Origin of the sequence: Streptosporangium sp. CA-135522, assembly GCF_050949235.1 — a bacterium.
In the GTDB taxonomy this organism is placed as follows: Bacteria; Actinomycetota; Actinomycetes; order Streptosporangiales; family Streptosporangiaceae; genus Streptosporangium.
Map to the genome: position 1 here is coordinate 10,046,014 of NZ_CP192026.1, position 23,049 is coordinate 10,069,062.

At 69.2% G+C, this 23,049-nt stretch carries 24 protein-coding genes and 1 pseudogene; 8 read left to right on the forward strand and 17 right to left on the reverse strand.

Annotated elements, in window-relative coordinates; genetic code table 11:
• Positions 1-21 precede the first annotated feature (21 nt).
• On the reverse strand, positions 22-900 hold the full coding sequence (gene panC / locus ACQPYK_RS47065; RefSeq protein WP_433247462.1) for a pantoate--beta-alanine ligase: 879 nt from the start codon (positions 898-900) through the stop codon (positions 22-24).
• Positions 891-1,781, reverse strand: coding sequence for a Rossmann-like and DUF2520 domain-containing protein (locus tag ACQPYK_RS47070; protein ID WP_433247465.1), 891 nt, complete (start codon positions 1,779-1,781; stop codon positions 891-893). Before ACQPYK_RS47070 ends, panC begins: the two co-directional genes overlap by 10 nt.
• A 186-nt stretch (positions 1,782-1,967) precedes the next feature.
• Here ACQPYK_RS47070 and ACQPYK_RS47075 point away from each other — a divergent pair, with 186 nt between their 5' ends.
• Complete coding sequence (locus ACQPYK_RS47075; protein WP_433247468.1) at positions 1,968-2,933, forward strand: SAM-dependent methyltransferase; 966 nt, start codon at positions 1,968-1,970, stop codon at positions 2,931-2,933.
• Positions 2,934-3,068: 135 nt separating this feature from the next.
• Here ACQPYK_RS47075 and ACQPYK_RS47080 read toward each other — a convergent pair whose 3' ends face one another.
• The 4 genes from ACQPYK_RS47080 to ACQPYK_RS47095 form a co-directional block, all read right to left on the reverse strand.
• On the reverse strand, positions 3,069-3,332 hold the full coding sequence (locus tag ACQPYK_RS47080; RefSeq protein ID WP_433247471.1) for a hypothetical protein: 264 nt from the start codon (positions 3,330-3,332) through the stop codon (positions 3,069-3,071).
• Between the two features lie 11 nt (positions 3,333-3,343).
• Positions 3,344-3,901: an RNA polymerase sigma factor gene (locus ACQPYK_RS47085; RefSeq protein ID WP_433247474.1), complete on the reverse strand. Its 558-nt coding sequence runs from the start codon at positions 3,899-3,901 to the stop codon at positions 3,344-3,346.
• 578 nt (positions 3,902-4,479) lie between these two features.
• The gene (locus ACQPYK_RS47090; RefSeq protein WP_433247477.1) at positions 4,480-6,585 is read right to left on the reverse strand and encodes a M48 family metalloprotease; all 2,106 of its coding nucleotides are present in this window, start codon (positions 6,583-6,585) and stop codon (positions 4,480-4,482) included.
• The gene (locus tag ACQPYK_RS47095; RefSeq protein ID WP_433247480.1) at positions 6,582-7,031 is read right to left on the reverse strand and encodes a hypothetical protein; all 450 of its coding nucleotides are present in this window, start codon (positions 7,029-7,031) and stop codon (positions 6,582-6,584) included. The genes ACQPYK_RS47090 and ACQPYK_RS47095 overlap by 4 nt, the downstream gene beginning before the upstream one ends.
• 454 nt (positions 7,032-7,485) lie before the next feature.
• Between ACQPYK_RS47095 and ACQPYK_RS47100 the strand changes: the two genes are divergently transcribed.
• Positions 7,486-8,028 carry an RNA polymerase sigma factor gene (locus ACQPYK_RS47100; protein ID WP_433247483.1) on the forward strand — a complete coding sequence of 181 codons (543 nt, stop codon included), beginning with the start codon at positions 7,486-7,488 and terminating at the stop codon, positions 8,026-8,028.
• Entirely contained in the window at positions 8,025-8,918 is an 894-nt protein-coding gene (locus ACQPYK_RS47105; protein WP_433247486.1) for a hypothetical protein, read from the forward strand. Before ACQPYK_RS47100 ends, ACQPYK_RS47105 begins: the two co-directional genes overlap by 4 nt.
• Positions 8,919-9,097: 179 nt before the next feature.
• On the opposite strand, the pseudogene ACQPYK_RS47110 reads toward ACQPYK_RS47105, so the two are convergent.
• The 4 genes and pseudogenes from ACQPYK_RS47110 to ACQPYK_RS47125 form a co-directional block, all read right to left on the reverse strand.
• Positions 9,098-9,355: pseudogene (locus ACQPYK_RS47110) on the reverse strand (ATP-binding protein); the annotation flags it as partial.
• Positions 9,342-9,548, reverse strand: coding sequence for a DUF397 domain-containing protein (locus ACQPYK_RS47115; protein WP_433247489.1), 207 nt, complete (start codon positions 9,546-9,548; stop codon positions 9,342-9,344). The gene ACQPYK_RS47115 and the pseudogene ACQPYK_RS47110, both read right to left, overlap by 14 nt.
• A gap of 2 nt (positions 9,549-9,550) precedes the next feature.
• Positions 9,551-10,384, reverse strand: a complete 834-nt coding sequence (locus ACQPYK_RS47120) for a helix-turn-helix domain-containing protein (protein ID WP_433247492.1) — start codon at positions 10,382-10,384, stop codon at positions 9,551-9,553.
• Positions 10,385-10,556: 172 nt separating this feature from the next.
• On the reverse strand, positions 10,557-10,835 hold the full coding sequence (locus ACQPYK_RS47125) for a GntR family transcriptional regulator (protein ID WP_433247495.1): 279 nt from the start codon (positions 10,833-10,835) through the stop codon (positions 10,557-10,559).
• A gap of 185 nt (positions 10,836-11,020) precedes the next feature.
• Here ACQPYK_RS47125 and ACQPYK_RS47130 point away from each other — a divergent pair, with 185 nt between their 5' ends.
• Together ACQPYK_RS47130 and ACQPYK_RS47135 are read left to right on the forward strand one after the other, a co-directional pair.
• Positions 11,021-11,857, forward strand: a complete 837-nt coding sequence (locus ACQPYK_RS47130; RefSeq protein WP_433247498.1) for a hypothetical protein — start codon at positions 11,021-11,023, stop codon at positions 11,855-11,857.
• The gene (locus ACQPYK_RS47135; protein ID WP_433247501.1) at positions 11,854-12,174 is read left to right on the forward strand and encodes a hypothetical protein; all 321 of its coding nucleotides are present in this window, start codon (positions 11,854-11,856) and stop codon (positions 12,172-12,174) included. The genes ACQPYK_RS47130 and ACQPYK_RS47135 overlap by 4 nt, the downstream gene beginning before the upstream one ends.
• A 179-nt stretch (positions 12,175-12,353) precedes the next feature.
• Here the strand turns inward: ACQPYK_RS47135 and ACQPYK_RS47140 are convergent, their stop codons facing one another.
• Genes ACQPYK_RS47140 through ACQPYK_RS47150 form a run of 3 tightly spaced genes read right to left on the reverse strand, consistent with a single transcriptional unit; the run spans position 12,354 to position 14,377 of the window.
• Complete coding sequence (locus tag ACQPYK_RS47140; RefSeq protein ID WP_433247504.1) at positions 12,354-12,749, reverse strand: nuclear transport factor 2 family protein; 396 nt, start codon at positions 12,747-12,749, stop codon at positions 12,354-12,356.
• A 52-nt stretch (positions 12,750-12,801) separates the two neighbouring features.
• Entirely contained in the window at positions 12,802-13,203 is a 402-nt protein-coding gene (locus tag ACQPYK_RS47145) for an SgcJ/EcaC family oxidoreductase (RefSeq protein ID WP_433247507.1), read from the reverse strand.
• A 49-nt stretch (positions 13,204-13,252) separates the two neighbouring features.
• Positions 13,253-14,377 (reverse strand): MFS transporter, encoded by a 1,125-nt coding sequence (locus tag ACQPYK_RS47150; RefSeq protein ID WP_433247510.1) that lies wholly within the window; start codon positions 14,375-14,377, stop codon positions 13,253-13,255.
• A 194-nt stretch (positions 14,378-14,571) separates the two neighbouring features.
• Between ACQPYK_RS47150 and ACQPYK_RS47155 the strand changes: the two genes are divergently transcribed.
• The gene (locus ACQPYK_RS47155; RefSeq protein ID WP_433247513.1) at positions 14,572-14,829 is read left to right on the forward strand and encodes a hypothetical protein; all 258 of its coding nucleotides are present in this window, start codon (positions 14,572-14,574) and stop codon (positions 14,827-14,829) included.
• Positions 14,830-14,878: 49 nt separating this feature from the next.
• Here the strand turns inward: ACQPYK_RS47155 and ACQPYK_RS47160 are convergent, their stop codons facing one another.
• Positions 14,879-15,958 (reverse strand): alpha/beta fold hydrolase, encoded by a 1,080-nt coding sequence (locus ACQPYK_RS47160; protein WP_433247516.1) that lies wholly within the window; start codon positions 15,956-15,958, stop codon positions 14,879-14,881.
• Between the two features lie 124 nt (positions 15,959-16,082).
• On the opposite strand from ACQPYK_RS47160, the gene ACQPYK_RS47165 reads away from it, so the two are divergent.
• Positions 16,083-16,679 (forward strand): TetR/AcrR family transcriptional regulator, encoded by a 597-nt coding sequence (locus tag ACQPYK_RS47165; RefSeq protein ID WP_433247519.1) that lies wholly within the window; start codon positions 16,083-16,085, stop codon positions 16,677-16,679.
• 223 nt (positions 16,680-16,902) lie between these two features.
• Here the strand turns inward: ACQPYK_RS47165 and ACQPYK_RS47170 are convergent, their stop codons facing one another.
• The 3 genes from ACQPYK_RS47170 to ACQPYK_RS47180 all read right to left on the reverse strand — a co-directional run bounded on the left by ACQPYK_RS47170 (position 16,903) and on the right by ACQPYK_RS47180 (position 21,644).
• Positions 16,903-18,102, reverse strand: a complete 1,200-nt coding sequence (locus ACQPYK_RS47170; protein ID WP_433247522.1) for a cytochrome P450 — start codon at positions 18,100-18,102, stop codon at positions 16,903-16,905.
• Between the two features lie 256 nt (positions 18,103-18,358).
• A complete protein-coding gene (locus ACQPYK_RS47175; RefSeq protein WP_433247525.1) occupies positions 18,359-20,812 on the reverse strand; it encodes a cellulase family glycosylhydrolase in 2,454 nt (817 codons plus the stop codon).
• Between the two features lie 88 nt (positions 20,813-20,900).
• Positions 20,901-21,644 (reverse strand): DUF5937 family protein, encoded by a 744-nt coding sequence (locus ACQPYK_RS47180; RefSeq protein ID WP_433247528.1) that lies wholly within the window; start codon positions 21,642-21,644, stop codon positions 20,901-20,903.
• A gap of 133 nt (positions 21,645-21,777) precedes the next feature.
• On the opposite strand from ACQPYK_RS47180, the gene ACQPYK_RS47185 reads away from it, so the two are divergent.
• Entirely contained in the window at positions 21,778-23,016 is a 1,239-nt protein-coding gene (locus tag ACQPYK_RS47185; protein ID WP_433247531.1) for an MFS transporter, read from the forward strand.
• The last annotated feature ends 33 nt before the right edge of the window (positions 23,017-23,049 follow it).

The window sequence follows — 23,049 nt, forward strand, 5'->3', positions numbered from 1 at the left end:
CCCGACTCGGTGGCCGTCGCGCTAGAGGTCGATCGTCACGTTGTCGATCAGCCTGGTGGAGCCCACTTTGGCGGCCACGGCCAGGATCGCCTCGCCCGTGTGGTCCTCCCCGACGTCGGCGAAGGTCGCGGGGTTCACCAGGACCAGGTAGTCGACGGCCACCGCCGGCTCCTTCTCCAGCACCGCGCGCGCGGCCCGGCGGATCTCCTGTGGCGTCCGCTGGGCGGCCCCGGCGAACAGGGCCCGCGACAGCGCCAGCGCCGCCCGGCGGTCCTCCGCGGACAGGTAGCGGTTACGGCTGGACAGCGCCAGGCCGTCCGCCTCCCGGATCGTGGGCGCCCCGACGATGGAGACCGGCAGGTCGAGGTCGGCGACCATCCGGCGGATCATGGCGAGCTGCTGGGCGTCCTTCTGCCCGAACACCGCCACGTCCGGCTGGACCAGGTTGAACAGCTTGAGCACGACGGTCAGCACGCCGTCGAGGTGTCCGGGCCGGAACGCCCCCTCGACGATCGTGCCCATCTCCCCTGCCGAGACGCCGACCTGCCGGTCCGGCAGGTACATGTCGCGGGCGGCCGGGGCGAACACCACGCCCACGCCTTCCTCCGCGCAGATCTCCAGGTCGGCGTCGAACGTCCGGGGGTAGCGGGAGAAGTCTTCGTTCGGGCCGAACTGCAGCGGGTTCACGAAGATGCTCACGGCCACGTGCTCGGCCCGCTCGCGGGCCAGCCGGATGAGCGAGCGGTGACCCTCGTGCAGCGCGCCCATGGTCGGCACCAGCGCCAGGGAGGCCCTCGCCGGGAACCCTCCGCCGCTGTCGTGGACGCTCCTGCCGCCGATCCACAGCAGTCGCCTCGCCTCGGCCAGTCTGGCGCGGTCGCCCGCCACGATCACGTCCATATGTTGCCTCCCAGCGCGTCCAGGAGGCGCTCGGCGGCCTCGGGCTTGAGCAGTCCGGCCGCCAGCGCCCGGTCCGCCGTGAGCCTAGCGAGGGCCACATAGGCGTCCGCGGCCTCGGGGGCGGCCAGGATCAGCGCGTCCACGTGCTTGCGGACCGTTCCGGCGTCTCCGCGCACCACCGGGCCGGTCAGCCCGGCGATGCCGAGCCGCAGCACGTTGTCCAGGGCCGCGCTCAGCAGCGGGCCGAGCATCCGGCCCGGCTGGTCCACGCCGATCTTCCCCAGCAGTTCGGAGGACTCCGCGACGAGCGTCACCATGTGGTTGGCCGCGCCCGCCAGGGCCGCGTGGTAGAGCGCCCGGTCCTCGTCCTCGATCCAGACCGGCTCGCCCTCCATCTCGATGACCAGGGCCTCGGCCACCGGGCGGAGCGGGTCGGGCGCGGTGACCCCGTACGAGATGCCGACCAGCCGGCGGAGGTCGTCGTCCCTGCCGGTGAAGGTCATCACCGGGTGGAGCGCCAGCGGGAGCGCCCCCGCCTTGATCGCCGGGTTCAGCACGGCCAGGCCGTACGCGCCGCTGGTGTGGGCGACGAGCTTGCCCCGCAGGTCGGCGCCGGTGCCGACCAGGCCCGAGACCAGGTCGGGCAGCACGTCGTCGGGGACCGTCAGAAGGATGAGGTCGGCTTTGGAGACCACGTCCTCCGGGCGGGTGGGGGCCAGGCCGAGCCGTTCGGCCGCCCGCTCCCTGGAGGAGTCGGAGACGCCGCTGGCGGCGACGACCCGATGGCCCGCCCGCGCGAGGGCGGCGCCGAGCGCCGAGCCGACCCGGCCGGCTCCAACCACTCCGACGGCCAGCCGTGCCGGGCGATCGACTGCGTCCATGACGTCCCGTCCTTCGACCAGATGGGGGCTCCGTGCCCAGTTGACCAGCGTAACGGGCGCGGCCGCCACAGCCACGTCAAGGCGCGTGTCCGAAAACGGCACTCGATTCCGAAGCCTTTCCCCGCCAGGGGATCCGCGCCCGCCATCCGCCGGTTCCGTGACGCCGGGCGCTGTAACGTCTGTGGCGTGTGGCTCACCTGGCGCGCCGCGATGGAGCGGGCGCTCTACGGCGACAACGGCTTCTACCTGCGAGAACGCCCATCAGGACACTTCCGGACCTCGGTCGGCGCGTCCTCCGTGTTCGCCGGGGCCGTGCTGGGCGAACTCCTCGTGGTGGACCGTGCGCTCGGTGGCCCGCCGGTGCTCGATCTGGTGGACGTCGGCGCGGGTGAGGGCGAGCTCGCGGCAGGCGTGCTCGCCGCCGCGCCGCCCGAGCTCGGATCCCGGTTGCGGGTGACCGCGGTGGACCTGGCGTGCCGGCCCGGCTCGCTGCCCGGGGGGATCGGCTGGACGGCGGCCGTGCCGGACGGGATCACCGGGCTCGTCGTCGCCAACGAGTGGCTGGACAACGTGCCCGTGGACGTCGCCGAGCAGACGGCGGACGGCCCCCGGCTGGTCCTGGTCGATCCCTCGGACGGCGCGGAGCGGCTCGGGGACGTCCCGCCGGAGCCCGACCTCGCCTGGCTGGCCCGCTGGTGGCCGATGCGGGCGGTGGGCGAGCGGGCCGAGATCGGCAGGCCGCGCGACGAGGCCTGGGCGTCGGTGATCGTACGGCTGGCACGCGGCCGGGCGATCGCGATCGACTATGCACACCCTGTGGACAACCGCCCGCCGTACGGGACGCTGGCCGGCTACCGCGACGGAGCGGCCGTGGCGCCCGTGCCGGACGGATCGTGCGACATCACCGCGCACGTGGCCCTGGACGCCTGCGCGGCGGCGGGAGAGCGCGCCGGGGCCGCCATGACGACCCTGACCACCCAGCGGGAGGCCCTGCGCGCCCTCGGCGTCACCGGGGCCCGCCCGCCCGTGGAGCGCGCCCACAGCGACCCCCGGGGCTATCTGCAGGCCCTGGCCCTGGCCTCCCAGGAGGCGGAGCTGATCGCTTCTGAAGGGCTCGGCGGCTTCGGCTGGCTGTCCCAGACCCGCCTCTGACCGGCCGTCCCGGACCCGCGGCCGGAACGTGCCGAACGGCTCGGCCGAGGCCGGGAAGGGCTTCACGAAGACAGCCCTTCCGGCCGGAACCCACGATCCGGGCGACGTGCTGGACGGATCGCCCGGCCACACGCGTTACGGCCTCTCGGTGGTGAGCTGGCAGCGGCCGTCCACGCAGGAGCGTTGAAGCCGTCCCATCGAGATCGTCTGCACCAGACCGACAGCCCAGCAGGTCGGGCAGCCGCGCAAGGCCACCAAGCCGAGCGGGGCCAGGAGCAGGCCGGCCAATCCGACCGCCGGGACCAGTGCGATGGATCCGATCAGGAAACCGAATCCGAGCCCGCCGCGAAGCAGGTGCCGGAAGACGGACTTACTGGCGAAATCGGTGCCACTGGTCATCTTCGTGCCTTTCATTCGGCCCTTCCCCAGCTCTGAGTTCGCAGGTCGCCACGGACGGCGGCCCGGGCGCGGTGCAGCCGGGATTTCATGGCGGCACCGCTCAGCCCGAGGGACTTCGCGACGACATGGCCCGGCAGGCCCTGGACGTCGCGCATGATGAGCACGAGACGCTGCTCGACCGGCAGAGCCGCGATCGCGGTGGCGACCTGATCGACTTCGATGTTCCGCAACACCTCGTCCTCCACGGACCAGGAGGATTCGTCCTCGACCGGTTCGGCCCGCCGCACCAGCGATCGGGAGCGGCGCAGGCATTCGTTGCGCACGATCTGGAACATCCAAGAGGCCAGCGCGCCGGACGCCCGCAAGGTGCCGATCTTGCGGAAGAGGATGATGAGCGCCTCCTGAGCGGCGTCTTCGGCGTCCTGCGGGCTCGCGCACAGTGAGAAGGCGAACCGCTGCACGTGCGGATGGGATCCGCTGACCAGTGCGGCGATCGACGCCTGATCCCCACGTTGCGCCGCCGCGATCAACTGCCGGCCGGGCCACTGGGATCGGGAGGCCCTAGTCACGACGAGACCGGGCCCTCTTGCGCAGGAGCACCATGCTGCACGTGCAGACGAGCACGGCCACGACAGCGATAACGATCACGGTGGTCAAGGGAATCTCCTCTTCGTCGACCGGCCGTAGTGCCGGTATGCGTATAAGAGGGAGTCCCGGCGGAAAAGGATTCAGCCCACTTGACGATCGATCGCGCGGAGACCCCCGAAGGTCCGCCGCGAAAACCTCCGGCGGCATGCCACCGTACAGACCCACGGGTCAGAGGCCTCGGTCGCGGACGCCCCTGAGGAGGTCACACCAGGCCGCCGGAGTGAAGGTCAGCGCTGATCGAACCGGTGATCACGGCATGGAAGCGGCGGCACCCCTCCAGTCGGCGGGCGCCAGGACCGCTACCAGATGCGGGAGATCGTCAACGTGATCTTGTGCCAGGCGCGGACCGGCTGCCGGTGGCGGCGACCAGACCATCCACGACCCGCTGCGCTGCCAGGTCCGGGAGAAGGCCGGACTCCGCGAGGATCTCAGCGCGGTGGTCGGTCGGGGCGGGCGGGGGCTTCTCGTGCGAGGTGGGGGCGATTGTGATGAGCTGGATTCACGGAGCGGGTGGGCCGAGGGGACGTTCAGCTCGACGGGCATAGGTCCGTAGGTGTCGTAGCAGGCCGGCGAGTAATGCTGCCAGGAGTGCGGATTCCAACAGCCGTCCCAAGATCCACATGAGGGCTGCCCACCGGGGCGTCACGGTCGACGGCAGCAGCTCTCGCAATGCCAAGAGGAGGAGACCGCCGACCAATGCGGCGAGAATTCCCTTGGCGACTGGTGAGGTCCGTGCCCGATAGGCGGCGGCAGCGGCCAGCCCAGCGCCGATACCGGCTGCCTGATCGAGCAGCTCGGCGGACCGTCCCAACAGGATCTCGTTGGCGGCACTCGACACTGCTACGGAGAGGATCGCCGCTCCCGCCCCGGCCGTGAAGGCGAGAAACAGGTTGCCGACTCGCCGGTGCCGTCGATGCGGAGTTCGTCGGTAGCCGACGACTTTCTTCGCGGCGGCTCCGAACAGCAGTGGGAACGCCATCAGCAGCACCAAGGCAGCCGGTAGCCAGATCCCGGAGATCATCTGTCTGTCCAGAATCCTCTGCGCGGTGAGCAAGACCAGTGCCAGGGGATCGGACACCGCGGGATCGTGCTGACCATACGCGACAATGATGTAACTCTGAGTCGCGTAGAGCGTTTTCGCCGATAGCAGGACCACCAGGGCGACCAGTCCGACCGACATGCCGGCGATACGAGTTCGCTGAGATGCGTGGTGCGCAGCCGGTTCCCAATGCGCCGCCACCCACCTCACCCACAGGCCGAGCAACCAGCCACCGGCCGCGAGCACCACCACGCCGGCCAGTTGCACTGTCACAGGGAAGGGGGCTATGCCATGGTCGGTCATCCGGCTCGGCGCCAGCATCCAGCCCGTCGCCATGCCCACGGCCAGGCCGAGCGGGGCACCCGGTCCGTCAGCCGGGGTTGCGGACGCCCGCAGCGCCCTGATCCCGAGCGTGACGGCCAATAGGAGGACGAACAGCTCGGCCGGCCAGTAGAACTTGTCACCGCGCACAGTTGCGGTCAGGGACATCGCCGGGTCCATGGTCAAGGAGAAGCAGGCACCCAGGGCGAATGAGAAGGTGAATCCCTGGCGCAGGAGGATTCCAGGCTCGGTGATCGCCGCCATGCGCACCTTCCGGTGCGGATGCGTGCGGTGGCGCAGAGTGATGACCGGCCGATGGCTGTCCCGGGTAGCGCCGAACAACCGGAGAAGCCGCGACCCTGCACCTGGCAGCCATGCCAGGACCCGCGCGTCTGCCTGCAGTTCGCGGGCCTGCAGGACCGTTGAACGGGTAAGCCGGGAGAGGAAGGTCAGCCCCGTGATCTGGGCGGCCAACTGCCACGACAGAGCCGGCCCGGACACGAACGGGACCCCCTCGGGGTTCTTGACCGGAGGGACGCCCATGGCCACGCTGATGTAGGCGGCCAGCAACTCCGGCAGCAATATCACGAGAAAGTACGAGCGCCACAGCGCGATGGTCAGCGCAGTGATATCCACATCGCGGTTCCGTATGTGAGCCAACTCGTGCAGCACGACCGTTCGGAACATAGATCGGTCCTGCTCGAACAGGTCTAGGGTGCCGCGGCTGAGCACGACATACCTGCGGCCCAGACGGCCGAACGCCAGACCGCCCACGGACGTGTCGAGGAGGTCGACGAGGAACTGTACCTTTCGGCCGGGAAGGTGCTCACCCGCCATGCGATGAAGCTCGTCGTGCTGCTCGCGATATGGATCCCGATCCAGCTCCGACAACCGCCGCCGCCTGATCCTCCAAGCCGGCCCAAGCCGGTACTGCACGGCGGTCAGGAGAATCAGGGTCGCGAAGCAGAGCAGGATTCCCGGTCTGAGATCTTGCGGTACGCCGGCCTTCAACGCGGCACACGCCTCGATATACCGATCCTTGTCCGTCCCGTCCAAGGCCGCCCGGTTGCATTCTTCCCTTACGGCCGCGGGGATAGGTGACCCGGCGATGGACACCAGGTGGAAAATCTGTGGAGCATAGATCGCGGTGGTCGAGAACGCCAGGGCGATCAGCAGGACGAAAGCCGAGCTGGTGCCGGAAACGAAGAGGAATGGGCTCTGTGACCGTGGTTCCGGAGAGTTCAAGAATCCGAGCCGCCGATCGCGAGCTCGCTGACCAGAGCATCGGCCAGCGCGCTCGCCCTGGCCTCGGATAAGCCGAGCTTCCGCGCCCGCTTGTAGGCGATCTTCCTTATCTCTTCAAGGCGTGAGGCGGACAGCGGAGGTAGGGGGTCGGGCAGCAAGTCCTCCGGACGGCGGCGCAGCCTGGCCAGCGCACGACCCCACCATGAGCCGAAATCCTTGGCCAAATCCTCAATCACCGTGGTCAGCATGCCGGAGACGATCGCTGTGACCAGCACCGCACCAGCCTCCGGCAGGCCGAAGCCGAGTGGCTCTGGAGAGCGCCTGCGGGGCCAGGTCGGACGCCGTCCCAGGGCCTTCCAGGTCTGCTCGAACATCGCCGATTCATCGGGAGCGACCTTCTCGACCAGCCGACGACCGAGCTCGGTCGCGAAAGCGCCATGCGTCATGCTGCCTCCTCCATCGTCCATACCCCCGTTGCAGGCACACGGTGGCCGCGAAAGCTCCGATCGCACGGCCGGTTCGGGGCAAATACATAAGGCACACTAAACCCAAAAAATTCTCATATCTGTCATAGGAAGTTTTGTTGGCTTTCGCGCCGATTCATTGCGAACAGATCGGGTTCTGGTTCGGCGAAAGTGCCCCAGGCGACCAGGCGTTTGAGTTTGGCGCGCATGCTCTCGACGTGGCGTAGCCGGTCTCCGACGTTCAGGGCTCGGCACCGGTCCTTGGCACGCGGGCCGCCGTCGGTACGGATGAAGACATCCAGGATCTCCCGGCAGGCGGGGGGGAGCGGTTCGTCGGTGGGGTCAGACCGACCCTCGTGCGTCGAAACCTTATGGAAATGCCCCGAGAATTCCGGACATGGACGTAGATGACCGATGATCCAGTTAAGGAGACCGGATGGGATCCGATCCCCGTAGCCGGTTCGTGGAGATCTACGAATCCTCCTACGAACCCATACTCGGGTACGTCCTGCGCCGATACCCGCACCCGGAGGACGCCGCCGACGTGGTGGCCGAGACGTTCACCATCGCGTGGCGGCGCATCGAGGAGGTGCCCAAGGGCGATGAGGCAAGGCTGTGGCTGTACGGCGTGGCGCGCCGGGTGCTCGCCAACCAGCGGCGTGGCGAGCGGCGCCATGAGCAGCGTACGGCGGCCCTGCGCGAGCGGCTTGCCGCCTCCCCAGCGCTGGCCCGCTCGCCGGAGGACGAGATGTCGCAGATGGGGAGGGTCTTCCGCGGCCTGCCGGACGACGACCGGGAACTGCTCTCCCTCGTCGCCTGGGAGAAGCTCGACCACGGGCAGATCGCCCGCATGCTCGGCATCTCCCGCAACGCGGTACGGATCAGGCTCTACCGCGCCCGCAAGCGTTTCGCTCGGAGCCTGGCGAAAGCCGGGATCGACCACCCTCGTGCCGTCGTCCTGGAAGGGAACTCGTTGTGAACCTCACCGATCTCGCCCGCGTACACGACAAGGACCTCGCCGGAGAGACGTCCGCGCCGGAGACACGGGCTCTCATGCACGCGATCATGTCCGAGGAGCGGGAGCCGGTCACCGTGACACAGCCCGGCCACAAGGTCCGCCGGAGGCTGGTTCTGGGCCTCGCGACCATGGCGACGGCCGCGGCGGTCGCCGTCGGCATCGTTCTGGTCGGCGGCCCGGTGACCAGTTACGCCAACGCGGCCGTCTCCATCGAGAAGACCGATGAGTACTTCAGCGTGAGCATCACCGACCCCACGGCCGACCGCCAACGCTTCGAGGAGGCGTTCCGAGCGGTCGGGCTGAACGTCACGGTCAAGGTGATCCCGGTGGCGCCGAACGACGTGGGGAAGCTGGTCGGCCCCATCGTCCCGGACGGCTTCAAGTGGCACGGCAGCATCGGCACGCAGGGGATCACGCCGTGCTCATCGGTGTTCTGCGCGAAGGTGTGGATGCCGGCCGACTTCCCCGGCCGTGTGGTGTTCGGCGTCGGCCGTCCCGCCAAGCCGGGCGAGCCGTACGCCGACAGTAGCCCCGTCGACCCGAACGGCGAGGAGGCCCTGTCCGGCTACCCCAGTCACGGCAAGACAGTGGCGGACGTACGGGCCGAGCTGAACCGGCGCGGGCTGAAGGCCGGCTACCGGCTGGTGTGGCAGTACCCCGACGGCGGCGACGGCCGCATCTCGTGGTTCGACGAGGCCGTGCCGAGGAGCCGGGTCAAGGACGACTGGACCGTGGCGTCCACCGTGTTCCACAGCTCCGACACCGTCGACCTGTACGTGACCCCCGGCAAGGACGCGGGCCCCGCCCCCAGCCCCCACCCCGAACCACAGTGGTACGACATGCCGGACTGAGCCCGCAATAGGGGGACGGCGCCCGGTTCCAGCCAGGGCGTCGTCCTTTCCGGTCTATCTTGGCTGTCCTTCTTGGAGTCCGCGCGGCCCCGATGACGCGTCTCGGGGTGAGGCCGGGTCAGGCCGTCATGACCAGGCCGGGCTGTGCTGGAGGTCAGGCGAGGTTGGTGCGCGGCTTCGGCGCCCAGAGTGATGAGCAGGTGGGACTTGCCGGTTCCGGAGTCGCCGATCAGGCCGAGCGGGTTGCCGTCGCGGATCCACTCGCACTCGGCCAGGGTGTGGATCAGAGCAGGTTCAACGTTGGAGCCGGCCTCGAAGTCGGTCAGCCACTTCTCGCGTGGGAATCCGGCGGCCATGATCCGCCGTTCGGATCGGCGGCGACGGCGGTCTTCGCAACCTCGACGACGAACGTCACGGGCTCTCTCAGAGTTCTCCATCGCGGACGCCCTTGAGGAAGTCACGCCAGACCTCCGGGGTGAAGGTCAGCACCGGCCCGGACGGATCCTTGCTGTCGCGCACGGCGACGACGCCGGAAAGGTTCATGGCCACCTCCACGCAGTTGTCGTTGGTACCGCCGCTGTAGCTGCTCTTGCGGAATTCGGCGCCATGCAGCTCGGAAAAGTCAACCATGATCACTCCTTGACCGCAGTGATGACCGCTGCGGATTCCTCAGGGGACAACGCCTCTCCAGCAAGCCGCTCGAACGTCAGCTTAAGCTCACGGACCTGATCCACCGCCTCCACATAGATGTCACCACCGGGACAACCGATGTAGCCCACATCCGGATCCTCCGCATCGAACGCCAGAACCGAGAAAGAACCATCCAGGCCAGCGTGCGCGCCAGCCCGCAACGGCAGAACCTGAATCACGATGTTGGGTCGGTCCATGACCTGGAGGATGTAGTCGAGCTGATCGGCCATCAGGCCGGACGGCCCAACCGGACGACATAGGACGCCCTCGTCCACGATGGCATGCAGCGTCGGTGCGGCTGATCCAAGAAGAGTGATCTTGCGCGCCATCCGGGCATCCACATGACGCTTCAGCTCGGAGTCATCCAGTCCTGGACGGGCAGCACGAATGAGCTCGCGAGTGTAGTCCTCGCTTTGGAGCAAGCCGGGAACCAACAACGGCTCCCAGGTCCGGATGGCCGTCGCCTCCGCTTCCAGAACGACATATGAGCCTCCGAGCACATCGGAGTACGCGGTCCACCAGCCGCGTTGGCTGGCGTCCTTTGCCAACTGAATCAGCCCGGCTTTTGTGGAGGAGTCCGCTCCGTACAGGTCGCAGGCGTTAGCGACATCCGCGCCGGAAACTGCGATCCGCGCGTTTTCGATGCGGTTCACCTTGCTGGGCGACCAGCCCAGTTGGACGGCCGCCGTCGCCACGCCGAGGGCTGAGTTCTCTCGAAGTCGCCGCAGCTCACGGCCAAGACGGCGATGTCGAACGGTAGGAGACTTCATCGGCATGATGGCATTCTGCCGTCGCCCTTCCCGAAAGTTCTATGTGCATACCGCTTGCGCATGTGCGGATTGCACGCACATGATGGCCCCATCAAGCAGCTACTGTAGGTGAGATCATCATGACACTCTGGAATGGGTCGGCAAGGCAGATCGGCCTACCCGTCGGATTTGTATGGTTTCAGTCCCCCGTGGGCTGCCACTCATCTTGTGGGCGAACGAAAGTTCCGACTCCTCGCTCAGCCCGGACGAAGCCCTCTTGTTCCAACCGATCTACGGCTTTACGGATGGTGTTCCTGGCGAGATCGGGAAACGCCTGTTCAAGCTGGGTGAGACTCGGGATAGGAGAGCCGGTCTTGTACTCCCCGCGTTCTACTTCCTGGCGCAGGATGTCGTACACCTGCTTCCAGCGTGCCCTGTCTTGGCGCCACTCCGACACCGGTTCCTGCCGCTTGATCATATGGCAGACCGTAGATGTGCATGCTCTCCCGTGCTCAATCAAGGCAGGGCTCGCAAGGGCATGGTAGAGCATGGCAGGGCATGGCATACCAGCTCTTCTAGCTGCGAAATCGTGAAGTAACGGCAGGCCCGCCAGGACGCTTGCACCGCCTGACGGGCCCTTGATCAGGAAGTGACTCCTGACCCATGACGAACCTTAGTGCTCCGGTCCTCGACCGGCAGGTGGTAAACGACTGTGACTGCTTCACCGGCGATCCGCCGATGCCGATGGGGTGCGCCCTCTGCGGCCACCCGCCGTACGCCCACGGCTGCCCCGGCCGGCCCGCCGACCACGACTACGCGCAGCCGTCCGGCACACTGATCGCCGAACGGCTGGAGACGCGCCATCGGCTCGGGCCGCATCAGTTGCCGCGCTTCACACCACCCGCCACCGTGGCCCCCGGCGAGGTGATCCCGCTGGTCCCCGCGCAGCGCCGTCCCGATCCGCCTCCGGCCGCCCCCGCCGTACCGACACCAACGCCGCTGCCGCTGCCAATGCCCAAGAGAGCGCCACGCCCCGTACGGCGTGTGGCACCCCGGCCGGCCGCCACCATGCCGCCCCGGCGCGACGACGGACGGCGTCCGGGGCCCCGCTGCACCCGAGTCGCCGTTTCCCGCGCGCACGGCACCCGGTTCGCTCCGTCCCGGCACCGATCACCCACCCCGTACGGCGGGCCCAACCCCTTTCTCTCCCCCGTAAGCCGGACCCGCCCGTCGCCACCGACGACCGGGCGGGCCCTTGACCGGACTCAGGAGGTCCGACCCGTGGAACACCTTAAATCCACCGCACCGGCTTCGGCGATCCCCGGCTGGCGGGTGATCCGCAGCGACGCCGGGCGCTTCTGGGCCAGCCGCGAGCGCCCCTTCCCCGACGGCTCGATGTGGGACGGCCCGCCCTTCCGCACCGTGGACGCCGACACCTTCGATCAACTCCAGGCCGAGGTCACCCGGCAGGAGGAGGCCGCTCGGGGGGTGGACTCGTGATCGGGCGAGATCCCTACCGCGTCCCCGGCCGGCACCGCGCCGGGCAGGCCCACGCCGTCGTGCACCACCGCGTCTGGGACGGCCCGGCCCGCCCCGAGGCCGAACGGCTGGACGGCGCCTGGCCGGGGTGGACCGTCCTGTACGGCGCAGGCAGCCGGTGCTTCTACGCCGTGGCGGCCTGGCCCGCGCCGGAGTCACTGATCGTCTCCGACCCCACACCGGAGGGCCTGGAACGGCGGATGCACGAGGCCGAGATGACCGTGATCACCCGGCTCGCACCGGAGACATCCCCACCGAGCGACCGGCGCCTCCCATGAACGGGCGCGGCGGCATCCTTCCCCCACGCCCCCGTGCCGCCGCGCCGCCGTCCCCGCACCGGCCCGGCACGGAGGGGTGCACGGGCCGATGCGTGACGCGGGCGGGCGGAGTCGTTACCCGACCCGCCCGCGTCGTCCCCCTACGTCCGTCGATTCCTCGATGAACGGCGGTCATCCGGTCATGGGGTCTTGCTGTAGCCGAGGGCCTCGACGATGCGTCCGTCACGGATCTGCATGAGGTTGACTCCGGCCACGGAGGTGGACTGCGCGTGGGCGTCGCCGAACACCTCGTTCACTTCACCGTGCTTAAAGGCGACGTGCCACTTGATGACGGCCCGGTCTCCGAAGACGAACACCTCATCCGGTGTGAAATTCGTGTTCGTGTCGGCGGCCAGCTCCTGCCAGAAGGCGAGGCAGGCGTCCTGGCCTTCGTATCGGGTGCCATCGGGTGCGGGCTGGACGCTCACCATGACGCAGTCGTCGGCGACCAGGCCGACGAGCAGTTCCGGGTCGTGCTTGGTGAACGCGTCGTTGAACTGGGCGATGACCTCGGAGGTCGTCTTGCTGTCGGACATGGAGATGCTCCTTCGAGATGGTTGACGGTGTGAGGCGACTGCCTTCAGCACGCTAGGAGTCCTGCATTTCGGTGTTCTGGCAGGCGACCAGGCTCCATTGACCGTCTTCCTTGGACATGACGTAGAGAGGAGTGTTCGGATTGCCGATGGGCCGGCCGTCGAGGGTCAGGTACTGCGCGCGGGCTTTTACGGCGGCCACGTCGGGACGGATGAACAGGACGTGGACCACCTCGTAGGTGACGGTCGAGTCCTTGAAGGCGCCTGGGAGCACCTGGTGGGTGAAGGCCGCGATCTCGTCGCGTCCGGTGAGGCGCTTGCCGTGGAGGGTCGTCCAGATCGCATCAGGCCGGAACAGGCCGATGAACTCGTCGGGGAGCTCGTTCCGTTGGGAGTGTTCCAGCTTGGCGATGACTGCCTTGATCGCTTCGATCTCGGCCTGGGGTGTTGCGGTCATGAAGATCACCTTTGTGGTTGGTGGTCGAAGGGGCGGTGGATGGGGCCGGTCAGTGGTGGGTGGTCTCGGTGGTCCGGGTGGTCCGTACGGCCAGGGAGGTGAGGATGCCGAGGGCCGCTCCGAACCAGAGGACGGCGGTAAGGACGACGTGGTCGGCGATGATGCCGCCGAACAGCGCTCCGAGGGCGATGGCCAGGTTGAACATGGAGGTGTTCAGGGCGGTGGCGGCCTCGGTGCTGTCCGGCGCGGCCTTGAGAATCCAGGTCTGGACGCCTACCGGTACGCCGCCGAAGGCCAGGCCCCAGAGGATCAGCAGGGTCACACCGCTGATCGGGCTGCCGCCGGCGATCGGGAAGAGGGCCAGGACGGCGGCGAGCAGAACGCTGATGGTGATGATGGTCGCTCGGATGTTGCGGCCTGCGGCCGCGCCGGTGATGAAGTTGCCGACGATGCCGGCGACGCCGAAGGCGAGGAGCGCTGGGCCGATCATGCTCTTGTCGATCCCGGAGATGGTCTGCATGATCGGACTGATGAAGGTGAAGGCGGCGAAGTGGCCGCTCACCAGCAGGAACGTAGCGAGCACACCGGCGCGGACGACGGGGTTGCGGAACTGTTCGGCCAGTGTGCGCAGCCGTACGGGCCAGGTGGCCGGCATCTGCGGCAGCAGCAGGAGCAGGGCGACGACCACCAGGAGGCCGAGCCCGCCCAGGATCGCGAACGCGATGCGCCAGTCGGTGAGTTCACCGATCAGTGTCCCTGCCGGTATGCCGAGCACGTTGGCGGCCGTGGCTCCGCCGAAGGCGATGGCGGTGGCCCTGGGCACGTACCTCTCGGGCACCATGCGGACGGCGATGCCGGCGGCGAGCGCCCAGAACCCGCCGATGCTGATCCCGACCAGGAAACGCGAGGCGAGGAGGACGGCGAAGTTCGGGGCGAGGGCGGACATCAGGTTGGCCACGACCATCAGGGCGATCAGGCCGAGCAGGACGATGCGGCGGTCCAGGCGTCCGATCGCCACGGGAAGTATCGGTGCGGTGGCGGAGGCGACGAGGCCGGGCACCGTCACCATCAGGCCCGCCGTTCCCTCGGAGACGTCGAGCGCTCCGCCGACTGAGGTGAGCAGGCCCACGGGCAGCTGCTCGGCGGTCACGACGGAGAAGGTTCCCACTGCCACGGCGGCAACGGCGAACCACCTCCTGAGTGGCACATGGTCGGAGGAGGAGGTAACAGCAGGAGGCTCGGCGATGCGCTCCATATCGATCACTCCTAAGTAAGAATATTAGTATCAAGTAGCTTAGTACTAAGATTATTCCAACCTAGGCAAATCATCCTGATCCGGCCACCACCGACCACCGTGGCGACCATATTGTGTGGCGCACGGGCACTGCCCGGCCGCTGCCCCGCCTGCTGGATGGGCGCCGGGCGGGACCGGTGCTCACCACCGGCAGGCGGGCTCGGGTGGAGCTGCCACCGACCGCCATCGATGCGGGCAGCGGGAAGGTGCGGCTGTCGTATCGGCGGGCGGCCGAGCTGTTCGAGGCCGCCACCGGCGGCTGGACGCTGCATCGGCTACGGCATTCGACCCTGACCCACACGGCCGAGGACGGCGCCAACGGCGGAGCTTGATCGCCTCAGTGGAGTCCAGGCGGACGTACTCGCGTGTAGCGGCCGTGCTTCACGAGGTGACCGGCTCCCTGGTGACCGCCGGGCGAACCTTGGTGAGCATCAGGTCGAGGAACCGGTCGGGGTGGCGGAAGGAGGCGAAGTGGCCGGCGTCCTGGATGAGCGCGAAGTCTTTGACCGGGGCGGTGACGTCGTCGAAGAACCGCCGGGCCGACGTGGCGGGGGTGATCACGTCCTGCTCGCCCTGGAAGATGAAGAACGGGAGCCGGAACGTGGTGCCCTCGGCCCACTCGTCGATCGTCACGGACTCGGGTGCGAGGCGCTCGGAGAAGGTCATGGCCTTCATGTAGACGGGCAGTTCGCGCAACGTGTGCAGCGGCGAGGTCAGCAGCGAGCCGATCACCACGGTCTTGACGGTGGCGAAGGTGAGCGGGTCGGAGCCGACGGTGTGCTTGTTGTACTGCGACCAGGTCTCGATGTCCCAGGCCGACCTGTCTGGGCCCATGGCGGTGACGGCGGCCAGGTCCTTGTTCTTGCCCGCCTTGGTGAGCCGGTCCACCAGCGCCTGGTAGGCGGTGCGGTCACGGCCTCCGGCGCTGATGTTCTGGTCGGTGCCGACGTAGACGGAGTATAGCTCGGGGTGGTTGCGGGCCAGCCGCAGGCCGATGAAGGAGCCGAAGGAGTTGGCGACCAGCATGACCTTCTCGACGCCGAGCCGGGTGCGGATGTGCTGGGTGACCTCTAGGGCATCGTTCTGTAGTTGCCGCAGGCTCATCTCGCCCTGCCCGTCGGGGCCGCCGTGCCCGAAGGTCTTGCCGGTGCCGCGCAGGTCCCAGCGCACGATGGTGAAGTGCCGCTCCCAGGCGCGGGTGCGCGCGGCGTAGATGAGGTTGGTGGCGCCGGGGCCGCCGTGGATCTCCAGGATCACCGGGTTGCGCAGGTCCTCGCCCCGGATGGAGATCCACTGGTCGATACCGCCGATGCGGACGAACCCGGACTCCTCGATGCCGTAGGGGGCGGTGATGCGCAGCCGCTGGGCGTGGGCGGCGCGCTTGAGCTGTCGGTAGCCGAGCAGGCCTGCGGCTGGGGCGGCTATGAGGGCGGCGGCGGAGGCGATGGCGACGCTAAGCATGGTTACTCCTATCGACCTACAGAACGGCACGTGTCGTGCCGTTCGATGAACGCGGCCAGTTTGATGGAGTACGGCAATTACTGTCAATACGGCACGTGCCGTGCCGTTCCAGTACAGTGCCGGTATGGCTGTCAACCCCAACGCGCGAGCCGCCGACCGGACCAAAACCATCATGCGGACCACGCTGGACCTGGCCCAGGAGGTCGGTTACGCCAAGCTCAGCATCGAGGCGGTCGCGGCTCGCGCCGGCGTCGGCAAGCACACGATCTACCGCCGCTGGCCGTCCAAGGGCGCTCTGTTCCTCGACTCAGTGTTGTCGTTGAACGAGACCGCACTCGACTACCCCGACACCGGCGATGTCATGGCTGACCTGCGCGAGCAGATCTACGCGGCCGTCGATCTGCTGGGCCGGCCACCGTTGGGCCCGCTGTATCAGGCCCTGGTGGGCGAGGTCCAGCACAATCCCGCGGTCGCCGCTGAACTCAATGACCGCTTCATCACCCCGCAGGCGGACAAGACCGTCGCCCGGCTGAAGGCGGCCCGTGACCAAGGGCAGCTGGCGCCCGACTTCGACCTGGACCTGGCCATGGAGATCCTCTCGGGCCCCCTGTACTTCCGGGTGCTGATCGCCCAACAACCGCTGACGCACGACTACGTCGACCGCATGCTCGAAGCCCTCTTCGCCGGGATGAGACCGAGGCGTCCTACTACCGGCAGGTGAACGTGCGCCCGCGGCTCAGGCGGCTTCTTCCTCGTCTGCCTCCGCCGCCCGGGGGCGCGACCCCGCAGCCTCGGCCACGTTGGTCCCGCCGCTTACGAGGCCGCTTTCGCGGCCTGACCACACCACCGACGGTGTCCGTCAAAGCGGAACAAGAGCACCCCCACACCCACGTCACACTGGGTGAGTCGATCGCCCCCGAACCCTTCGGGGGCGATCGCATGGCTCAGACCCGCACCTGAAGGGATTCCAAGCCCCGGATGATGTAACCCGGTCCCCACGAGGGCTCGGCGGCGAGCTCCATTTTCGGAGCCCTGCGCAGCAGCGCGCCGAACGACTCGGCCAGCTCGATCCTGGCCAGCGGGGCGCCCAGGCAGAAGTGGATGCCCGCGCCGAAGGAGATGTGCGGGTTGTCGGTCCTGCCGACGTCGAGGCGGCCGGGATCGGCGAACACCTCGGGGTCACGGTTGGCCGAGCCGAACAGCAGCGCCACCTCCGTGCCGCGCGGGATGTCCACCCCGCCCACGGTGACGTCCTCCAGCACCCAGCGCTCGAACATCTGCAGCGGGGTGTCCCAGCGCATCAGCTCCTCGATCGCCGTGGGCAGCAGGCCATGGTCGGCGCGGAGCCGTTCCAGCTCGGCCGGGTTGCGAAACAGCGACCACCAGCCGTTGCCGGTGACGTTGACGGTGGCCTCGTGCCCGGCGTTGAGCAGCAGCACGCAGGTGCCGACCAGCTCCTCCTCGGTGAGCTTGTCGCCCTCGTCGGCCACCAGGGCCAGCGCGCTGATCAGGTCGTCGCCGGGGTCGGCCCGGCGGGCGCGGGCCAGCCCGACGAGGTAGTCGGAGAACTCCTCGGCCGCGCGCACCGCGGTGTGCTGGGCCTCGACCGACGGGTTGAGCTCGTACATCCCGCAGATGTCGGCCGACCAGGGCCGCAGCAGATGCCGGTCGGCCTCGGGCACGCCGAGCATCTCGGCGATCACCGTGACCGGCAGCGGCTCGGCCACCTCGGCGATCAGGTCTCCGCCGCCGCGCTCGACGAACCCCTCCACCAGCTCCCCGGCGATCCGGGCGACCTTGGGACGGAGCGCCTCGACCATGCGCGGGGTGAACGCCTTGGAGACCAGCCGCCGCAGCCGGGTGTGGACCGGCGGCTCGACGTCCAGCATCCCCGCCCGGACCACCCGCCAGAACGGGTCCTGGAAGTCGGGGTCGTCCGGCTTGCCGAACTCGGCGTGCGTGGCGACGTGCAGGTAGGAGCGGCCGAGTCGGCGGTCGCGCAGCAGCGTGTTGACGTCGGCGTGCCGGGCGATCAGCCACTGGCCGGTCGGTTCGAAGAAGCTGACCGGCCGCTCCCGTCTCAGCTCGTCGTAGACGTCGTAGGGGTGGGCGACGAATTCCGGATTCCAGGGATCAAAGAGCACGTAAACATCGTAATGTCCCCCCACGAAGGTTCCACGCTGACCGGCGGCTTCCCGCCGAGCGCCGAGACGACCTGTGTCGTGCACCCCGCGGTGACGCCTGTGAGGGCACACGACGACGGACCGGGCCGCTCGCCCCGGCCCCGTTTTCCGCACATGGCGCTCCGTCGCGGGTCAGGCGCTCCACCTGATCCGGCGCTGGTCGTGATCGGCGCGGCTCAGGCTCGGTGACGCGCGGAAAGACGTACGGAAAGCGGGACTAGCGGTGTGCCGTCAGGGTGTAGGCGCCCCGGGCACAGCCGGTGATGCGCCAGCCGCCCGGTGCCTGCCGGGCGGCGACGCCCGTGAGTCCGGCACCACGGACGACCGGCCGGGCGCCGCCGGGGAACCAGACGTCGAGGCCGCATCCGGCGCCCTCGCCCTGGGCCGTGAGGCTCGCCTGGTCCGACGTGAAGCCGGTCAGGCGGCCGGGGGCGGAGCGGGGGTAGGGGCGCGAGAGCTCGGCGACGTATTCGGGGGTCGGGGGCAGGTCCTTCCCGGTGACACAGTCCTCGATCATGAGATTGCCGCCGGTCTTGGACCCGGCTCCGGCGTGGGCGTCGCCGCAGGACTGCTTCCAGACCCAGAATGCGCCGCCGATGCGGTGCCGATCCTCCTGGTCGGTGTATTTCGTGATCGGGGCAGAGGCGGGGTCGCCGAACCAGCCCCACTCCCCCGACCAGAGCCCGGCGCCGTAGTACGCCGCCGCCCTGCTCGCCAGGTCGAAGCCGCGCTCGATGCTCGTGACGGTGAGGCCGGTGCCCTGGTCGATGGTGATCGACTCGTTGTAGAGGTGGGGGGCGAAGACGAGCAGCCGGTCGTCGGTGAAGTCCTTGGGCACCGAGACCTCGAAGCCGAGACCCGACCAGAGCACGGACGGCTCGAAGAAGACCAGGTGCGGGAAGCCGCGCTTCTCGCCCGCCCTGATGGCCTTGATCGCTCGGTCGTAGTAGCGGCCGAGCAGGACACCGGAGGTGATCGGCGGGGCCTCGCCGAAGCCGGGCTCGTTCAGCAGGTCGTATCCGGCGACCATCGGCTCGCTCGCGAACCGCTCCGCCAGCATGCCCCAGGCGGCGACCAGGCGGGTCTGTATGCCGTCCCTGTCCTGGTAGAAGTTAGTGAAGGCGCGGGCGACGGCCGGAGAGATATCGCGTCCGGTGAACTCGCACTTGGGGGCGCCGTCGAAGCGGTCGGCCCAGGTGGGGGCGCCGTCCCAGCCGTGCATCGGGGAACCGTTCTCGCAGGTGGTGCCAGGGGCGGCGTTGACGCCCTTGCCCCAGGCGTCCTGGTGCATGTCGATGACCGTGCGCAGGCCGTGCTCGGCCGCGGTCTCGACGGCCCAGGAGATCCTGGCGAGGTAGGCCGGGTCGTAGTGGCCGGGCCGGGGTTCCAGGGCCGACCAGGACAGGGCGAGGCGGATGACGTTGAAGCCCATCTGCTCCATGCCGGCGAAGTCGGCCTCGGTGAGCGGTCGCGTCACCGCCTTGTCCGGAAATTTCTGGAAGTAGTCTTCGAGCTGGTTGACGTTCACGCCGCGCAGCAGCACCTCGTTGCCATCGGCGTCGACGATCCTGCGGTCGGCTGAGAGCGTCAGGCCCTTGGTGCGTGGTGGCTGCGCGGTGGTGGTGCCGGGCTGCAGGAGCGATACGGCGAGCGCCGCCACGGCCACGACAGCCGTCATCCGTATCGGCGCGGAAAAGGCGACGCCCTTACGCGCCGGGAGAAGGGCGGTTCTTCGCGCCGAAAGGGTGGCGGGGAGGAAGGCGACGAGGGTTGCCGTTGCGAGGGCGAGGAGGGCGCCGAGGGAGAGCGCGGGGGCGAGGCGGAGCATGATCGCCGGTGCCCAGAACGTGTCGCCGCCCGCCAGGTCTCCGGGGAGCCCGATGGCCACCTCGACCAGGCCCAGCGTCGCGGCCGCTCCCAGCGCGGAGATCCCGGCCACGACGGCCCGCGGCGAGGTGGTGGTACCGAGCCAGCGGTTCAGTACCCAGGTCATCACGCCCAGCAGGGTGACGGCGGCGAGGCAGCCCAGCGGTCCCGCCTCGGGCGCCGGTGCCAGCGGGGAGTCGCCGATGGCGTACCCGACGGGTGAGCCGCCCCACCACACCCCACCGACCGACGCGCCCAAGACCACGGCCACCCCCGCCGCCACCCACCCCGGCCCCCAAGCCGACCGGAAGAACGACCCCGAGGCCGCAGCGGGTCCAGCACCCGACCCGGGGGAGGTCGAGCTCGAAGGGGGTGGGGTGGGGCGGCGGTGTAGGAGCTGGGTGATCCAGGTGGCCACCAGGACCGGCAGGCCGAAGACCGCCGCCTTGACGCCGGTGAAGCCGGTCGACCACGCCAGATAGACCACATCGCCGAAGGCCATCACCAGCGACATCATCAGCTTGGCCGCCATCGCCGACCACACCACCGCACCCCACACCAGCAGTGCCGTACGCAGCGGGGCACGCCCGCCCGCGACCGCCCACGCCAGCGCCCCGACCCCCGCCAGCAGCAGCGGCACGTAGACGGCCGGCGCGGCCACCTGCCAGAGCCCGGCGACGGGTAGCAGGTCGGCGCCCGTCCACGTGTACGGCGCGGCCAGCCCCGACGGGTCGAACGCCGCCCCCAGCACGATGACGGCGGCCAGCACCATGACGGCGATCGGCGACAACCAGCGGTTCCTCATAGTGTCGACGACCATATATGAGCATTGCTCATATATGAAGGGCCAGATTGGTCCACTCGCGGTGGATCCACGACGACTCCGTCGACGATCACAGGCCTACGGAGAACGGGCCTAGCGGAGGGACGAGGTGCGGCCAGCCGAACGAGGTCGGGCTGAAAGTGATCCCGTCGTGTGCGGACGACAGGTGGGCGTCGGCGACCTTGTCGATGGTCAGCCGTCCGTCCTTGAGGCTGAGCGCGGGCGACATCGCGTTCACCGCCTCCGCCAGGCTCCTGTGCCCGGCGAGGTCGGCCTTGTGCCGGGCATCGGCGGCGAGGGACACCTGGACGCGCCGCCAGGCATCGGCGAAGAAGGCGTCCTCACAGTCCTCCAGAAGCCTGCGCAGCCACCGGCGCAGACCTCCCAGATCCCGAAACAGCCGCTCGACGAAAGCGGCCTGCCGGGGACCTCTCGCCTCGGCGCGCTCCTTCACCTGCCGGGCTTCGACGGCGCTGTCGACGATCCGGTAAGTGCCGCAGGCCGGGACCAGCGCGGCGGCGAGGAACCGATCATCATCTATGGCGTCGAGGTCGTCCAGATCCTCCTTCAGGCTCCCGCGCACGCGGTAGGGGAGGAGGAAGTCGGATCGGCCCACCTGCCAGAGGAAATCGGCCGCGTGGACACGGTCGGCGAGATCGGCGGGCAGAGAGGCACTGGTGGCGACCACCCAGGAATGCAGCGCCGGGTGATGGGCCGGTTCCGACAGCACATGCAGCATGGCGGCCAGTTCCCCGAGAGGTGACGGCCCGAAAGTGACGCGGCCGTCCGTCACGCCATCGATCGTGAAGCTCATCTTGGCATTCTCCCCGGACCGCCCGGCTCGCACCGGAATCATTTGACGGATCCCGTCAAATGACGCGGATCGGATTGACGGAATCCGTCAAATGACGCGGGACTTCGCCGGGACGTCGAAGACCCTGGGTGCCGTGAAGACGATTCGATCGCTCGCCGCGGTCGGCGGCAGCCGCCGCTACTCGGCCGCCCTGCTCGTGGACGCCCTCGGCGCCGGCCTGCTACGGCCCTTCCTGCTCCTGTACGGCGTGACCGCTCTCGGCATGAGCGTCGCGGTCGCGGGCGTCGCCCTCTCCGCGGGGCTGCTCGCCGGCCTGGCGGCGCTGCCGTACGCCGGTCGCCTGATCGACCGGATCGGCGGCCGTCCCGTGGTCGTCGCCAGCCTGCTGGCCCGGTTCGGCGGGGTGGCCGCGCTGCTGACGCTGGACAGCCCGGCCGGTTTCGTGGCGACGGCCGTCCTACTCGGGTTGGGTACCCAGGTCTGGCCTGCCGCGCACGCCGCGTTGGTGACCGAGCTGGTCGAGGGTCGCGCGCGGGACGCGGCGCTGGCCGCGGGACGCGCGCTGCGCAACGCCGGGCTGGGAGCGGGCGCCCTGCTGGCCACCCTCGCGCTCGCCGGAGGAACCGCCGCGCTGAAGACGCTCGCCCTGGCCACCGGGACCGGATTCCTGGTGGCGGCCCTGCTCGTGCTGCGCACGCGGACACTCCGCCCCACGGCCCACGAGGCCGTCGCGGAGACCGCGGGCTCCGAAGACCTCGGGCGGGGGCTGCTCGCGCTGTATCTGCTGAACCTGCCGTACGCGCTGGCCTTCGACGTGCTGGAGGTCGCGCTCCCCGCGGTTCTGGTCGAGCAGCTCCACGTGAGCCCGGCCTGGTCGAGCGGGATCTTCGTGGGCAACACCGTCCTCGTCATCGCGCTGCAGGTCGGGCTGGTGACCCGGCTCGCCGGCCGGCCCCGCAGGTCGGTGTTCGCGCTGTCGGGGCTGTTCCTGGCCGGTTCCTACGCCCTGTACGGCCTGGCCACGTCGGTCACGGGCAACTCCGGCGCGGCGGCCGTGGCCCTGATCTCCGTCGTGTACACGGTCGGGGAGATCCTCTACACGGGCAGCGGGCCGGCGCTGGTCATCGCGACCGCCCCGCCGGGACGCGTCGGCCGCGCGCTGGCCCGCTTCGAGTTGTCCACGGGCGTCGGCCGCGCGCTCGCCCCCGCCGTCCTGACCGCCCTGTTCTCCCTCGGCCACGGGATCCTGTGGATCACGCTCGCCGTCGCCACAGGTCTGGCCGCCGCCGGGATCCGCCGCCTGGCCCCGACCGACACGAGTACGGCGGCGGCGCCCCGCTCGCCCGCCTCGTCCGCCTCGTCCGCCGCCTGACGAGCGCGTCACCCGCCCGGCAACGGCGTCACC

Excerpts from the sequence above, each read along its gene's own strand:
- ACQPYK_RS47165 (WP_433247519.1), top strand. The coding sequence starts at position 16,083 with ATGGCTGTCAACCCCAACGCGCGAGCCGCCGACCGGACCAAAACCATC.
- ACQPYK_RS47115 (WP_433247489.1), bottom strand. The coding sequence starts at position 9,548 with ATGGTTGACTTTTCCGAGCTGCATGGCGCCGAATTCCGCAAGAGCAGC.
- ACQPYK_RS47120 (WP_433247492.1), bottom strand. The coding sequence starts at position 10,384 with ATGCCGATGAAGTCTCCTACCGTTCGACATCGCCGTCTTGGCCGTGAG.
- ACQPYK_RS47145 (WP_433247507.1), bottom strand. The coding sequence starts at position 13,203 with ATGACCGCAACACCCCAGGCCGAGATCGAAGCGATCAAGGCAGTCATC.
- ACQPYK_RS47130 (WP_433247498.1), top strand. The coding sequence starts at position 11,021 with ATGACGAACCTTAGTGCTCCGGTCCTCGACCGGCAGGTGGTAAACGAC.
- ACQPYK_RS47180 (WP_433247528.1), bottom strand. The coding sequence starts at position 21,644 with ATGAGCTTCACGATCGATGGCGTGACGGACGGCCGCGTCACTTTCGGG.
- ACQPYK_RS47140 (WP_433247504.1), bottom strand. The coding sequence starts at position 12,749 with ATGTCCGACAGCAAGACGACCTCCGAGGTCATCGCCCAGTTCAACGAC.
- ACQPYK_RS47095 (WP_433247480.1), bottom strand. The coding sequence starts at position 7,031 with ATGACGCATGGCGCTTTCGCGACCGAGCTCGGTCGTCGGCTGGTCGAG.
- panC (WP_433247462.1), bottom strand. The coding sequence starts at position 900 with ATGGACGTGATCGTGGCGGGCGACCGCGCCAGACTGGCCGAGGCGAGG.
- ACQPYK_RS47100 (WP_433247483.1), top strand. The coding sequence starts at position 7,486 with ATGGGATCCGATCCCCGTAGCCGGTTCGTGGAGATCTACGAATCCTCC.
- ACQPYK_RS47125 (WP_433247495.1), bottom strand. The coding sequence starts at position 10,835 with ATGATCAAGCGGCAGGAACCGGTGTCGGAGTGGCGCCAAGACAGGGCA.
- ACQPYK_RS47070 (WP_433247465.1), bottom strand. The coding sequence starts at position 1,781 with ATGGACGCAGTCGATCGCCCGGCACGGCTGGCCGTCGGAGTGGTTGGA.
- ACQPYK_RS47175 (WP_433247525.1), bottom strand. The coding sequence starts at position 20,812 with ATGAGGAACCGCTGGTTGTCGCCGATCGCCGTCATGGTGCTGGCCGCC.
- ACQPYK_RS47160 (WP_433247516.1), bottom strand. The coding sequence starts at position 15,958 with ATGCTTAGCGTCGCCATCGCCTCCGCCGCCGCCCTCATAGCCGCCCCA.
- ACQPYK_RS47080 (WP_433247471.1), bottom strand. The coding sequence starts at position 3,332 with ATGACCAGTGGCACCGATTTCGCCAGTAAGTCCGTCTTCCGGCACCTG.